The sequence below is a fragment of the Corallococcus sp. CA041A genome, assembly GCF_003612075.1.
Classification (GTDB): domain Bacteria; phylum Myxococcota; class Myxococcia; order Myxococcales; family Myxococcaceae; genus Corallococcus; species Corallococcus exiguus.
In genome coordinates, this window is the sequence record NZ_RAWF01000484.1 from 1 (window position 1) to 2,746 (window position 2,746).

Annotated in this window: 4 protein-coding genes; 2 read left to right on the top strand and 2 right to left on the bottom strand. The window is 71.1% G+C overall.

The genetic code is table 11. The features are described 5' to 3' along the window. The first annotated feature begins 169 nt into the window (after positions 1-169). Together D7V77_RS41385 and D7V77_RS41390 are read left to right on the top strand one after the other, a co-directional pair. Positions 170-958: an alpha/beta fold hydrolase gene (locus tag D7V77_RS41385; RefSeq protein WP_120581654.1), complete on the top strand. Its 789-nt coding sequence runs from the start codon at positions 170-172 to the stop codon at positions 956-958. A 13-nt stretch (positions 959-971) separates the two neighbouring features. Continuing rightward, the gene (locus tag D7V77_RS41390) at positions 972-1,406 is read left to right on the top strand and encodes a hypothetical protein (RefSeq protein ID WP_120581655.1); all 435 of its coding nucleotides are present in this window, start codon (positions 972-974) and stop codon (positions 1,404-1,406) included. Positions 1,407-1,417: 11 nt separating this feature from the next. Here the strand turns inward: D7V77_RS41390 and D7V77_RS41395 are convergent, their stop codons facing one another. After that, entirely contained in the window at positions 1,418-2,116 is a 699-nt protein-coding gene (locus D7V77_RS41395; RefSeq protein ID WP_120581656.1) for a molybdopterin-dependent oxidoreductase, read from the bottom strand. Beyond that, positions 2,106-2,746 (bottom strand): cytochrome b/b6 domain-containing protein (locus tag D7V77_RS41400; RefSeq protein ID WP_233597551.1); only part of this gene is annotated, 641 nt, incomplete at its 5' end. The genes D7V77_RS41400 and D7V77_RS41395, both read right to left, overlap by 11 nt.

A 2,746-nucleotide genomic window follows, 5' to 3' on the forward strand; every position in this document is an offset into this window, starting at 1 on the left:
CGCTCCCACCCTTCATTCCCTCCCGCGCACCTACCCGTCAGGACAGCTCGCCCCTCTGGCCGTCAGGCAACCCCCGAGCAGGTGGACGGCCACGCCCCAGTCGTGGCTTGCTACGCTTCCCCTTTAAGCAACGACTTCCAGCAGATCTCCCCCCGGAGGAAGACCCCCCATGCCCACGACGAACGCGACGGACGGAACACCCCTGCACTACCGGGTCCTGGGGGACGGTCCTCGCGACGTGGTGCTGGTGCACGGGTGGATGGTGTCCGGCGCGGTGTGGGACTCGATGCTGGAGAAGCTGGACATGACCGGCCTGCGGCTCATCGTCCCGGACCATCGGGGCACCGGGGCGTCCGGACGGCCGGCGTCGGGGTACACGCTGGAGCAGTACGCCAAGGACGTGCTCGCGGTGGCGGACCACGCGAAGGCGCAGCGCTTCGCGGTGGTGGGCCACAGCATGGGCGGGCAGATCGCCAAGTGGGTGGCGGCGGATGCGCCTGCGCGCGTCAGCGGCCTGGTGTTGCTCAACACGGTGCCCGCGGCGGGGCTGCCGCTGCCTCCGGACGCGGCCGGGCTGTTCCGTGGCTCCGCGGGGGACCGGGAGAAGCAGAAGACCATCCTGGGGCTGGCCTGCAAGCAGCTGTCTCCGGAGTCGCTGGAGGCCCTGCTGAAGGACTCGGGCGCGGTGTCGAAGGACGCCATCGAGCAGTGCTTCGATTCCTGGACGGCGGGAGGCTTCGCGGACCGGCTGTCCGCCATCACCGCGCCCACGCTGGTGGTGGCCACGGATGATCCGTTCCTGCCGCCCGTGTTCCTCAAGCAGGCGGTGGTGGGGCTCATCCGGAACGCGCGCATGACGCACCTGCCGGGGCCGGGGCACTACCCCCAGGTGGAGCGTCCGGCGGAGACGGCCGCGCTGGTGTCGGCGTTCCTCGCGGGCAACGCCGCGCAGGCCTGAAGGAGGACATGCCATGGCCTGGGGGATGTCCTTCGAACGCGACGCCGAGCACGACGTCGTCACCGCGAACTTCACCGACTGCATCCTGGTAACGGATGAGGACGTGCTGCGCTGGCGGAACGACGTGGAGGCGCAGTTCGCCAAGTTCAACGGCCGCGTGGACCTGCTCATCAACCTGGATGGGCTCGTCGTCCGCCACACGGCGGGGCGCACCTTCGGCAAGGTGCGCCGCGAGGTGCTGGAGCGCGGCACGCACCGCTCGTACCGCTACGGCGGCGACGAGATGACGCTCATGTTCATCAGCACCAGCGGCGTCATCAACGGCGCCGCGGTGAACCACTTCCCCACGCGCGAGGCGGCGCTGGCGGCCCTGCTCGCCGAGCGCGAGGCCCTGCGCAAGCGCGGCTTCACGCCGTTCCTGCCGGGCGTCGTGAGTTCCAAGCGCTGAAGGCCCACGGGCTACACGCCGGCGAACCACTCGTAGCCCCTGTCCTCCCAGGTGCCCCCCGTGGCCTCCGGGAGGAAGCGCACGGTGGTGAGGTACTTCACCATCTTGTAGCCCAGCTTCACGCCCGAATAGAGGCGCAGTGGCGCGCCGTGGCCGGGAATGAGCGGCGCTCCGTTCATGCCGTACGCGAGCACGGTCTGCGGGTGCAGCGCGCTCGGCGCATCCCAGGATGAGTAGTAGCCCTGGTCGAACGAGCGGAACTCCACGAACCCCGCGCGCGTGTCCGCGCCCACGGCCCGAGCCAGGTCGCGGATGGCCACGCCGTGCCACGACGCCACCGCGCTCCAGCCCTCCACGCAGTGGTGGCGGATCCGGTAGTCGGTCCGGGGCAGCCGCTGCAATTCCTCCAGCGTGAAGGCGCGCGGGCGGGCCACGAGTCCACCCACCTCCAGCGTCCAGCCAGCGGGGGCCAGCGGCACGGTGTCGGAGAGGAAGTACTGGGGGAAGTCTCCGAGCGGGGTGAGCTGCTCGATGGACTCCTCGGGGGCGAGCCGGCCGGGGTGGAAGAGGGCGGATTGGGCGCGCTCGTTGAAGCGGTCCATCACGCCGAGGAAGCCCGCGCGCGGACGTTGGGAGTCGCACGCGTTGGTGGCGAGCGCGGCGGCGCCCAGGAGGACGCGGCGGCGGGTGAGGACGCGCTCAGGGGGCATCAGGCTTCCTCCCGCCGGTGATCATCTCCCCGAAGGTGCGCGGGTGCAGGGCGACGAGGACGACGTGGCCCACGGTGAAGAACGCGAACAGCGCGAGCAGCAGCAGGTGCACGAAGCGCGCGGGGTCGTAGCCACCGAAGAGCGCCGTGAGCCACCGGAGCTGCACGGGCTTGTAGATGGCGAGTCCGGACAGGACGGACAGCGCGCCCATGAGCAGCGTGGCGGTGTACGCCAGCCGCTGGAGCCCGTTGTAGAGGCCCGACTGCGCGGGGGCGGGGCGGAGCCGCAGGTAGTACGCGAACGTGGCCACGGCATCGCGCGTGTCGCGGCGCGGGAGGAACAGGCGGCGGCGCCACTCACCGCTGAGCGCGAGGTAGAGCACGTACACGAAGCCGTTGAGGGCCAGGAACCAACCGAACGCGAAGTGCCAGCTGCGCGCTCCCGCGAGCCAGTCCCCCAGGCGCAGCCACGACGGCGGCACGGCGTCCTGGAAGGGGTAGAGCGCGATGGGCCGCCCGCGAGTTCCCATGCGCGGATACGCGGCGAGGATCTGCAGCCCGCTGGCCGCGAGGATGGCGAGCAGCGGCACGTTGGCCCAGTGTGCGAGCCGGATGGGCCAGGGCTGGGGAC

What these genes read in the sequence shown, in the direction of transcription:
- D7V77_RS41385 (WP_120581654.1), top strand. Translation starts at nt 170, where the DNA reads ATGCCCACGACGAACGCGACGGACGGAACACCCCTGCACTACCGGGTC.
- D7V77_RS41390 (WP_120581655.1), top strand. Translation starts at nt 972, where the DNA reads ATGGCCTGGGGGATGTCCTTCGAACGCGACGCCGAGCACGACGTCGTC.
- D7V77_RS41395 (WP_120581656.1), bottom strand. Translation starts at nt 2,116, where the DNA reads ATGCCCCCTGAGCGCGTCCTCACCCGCCGCCGCGTCCTCCTGGGCGCC.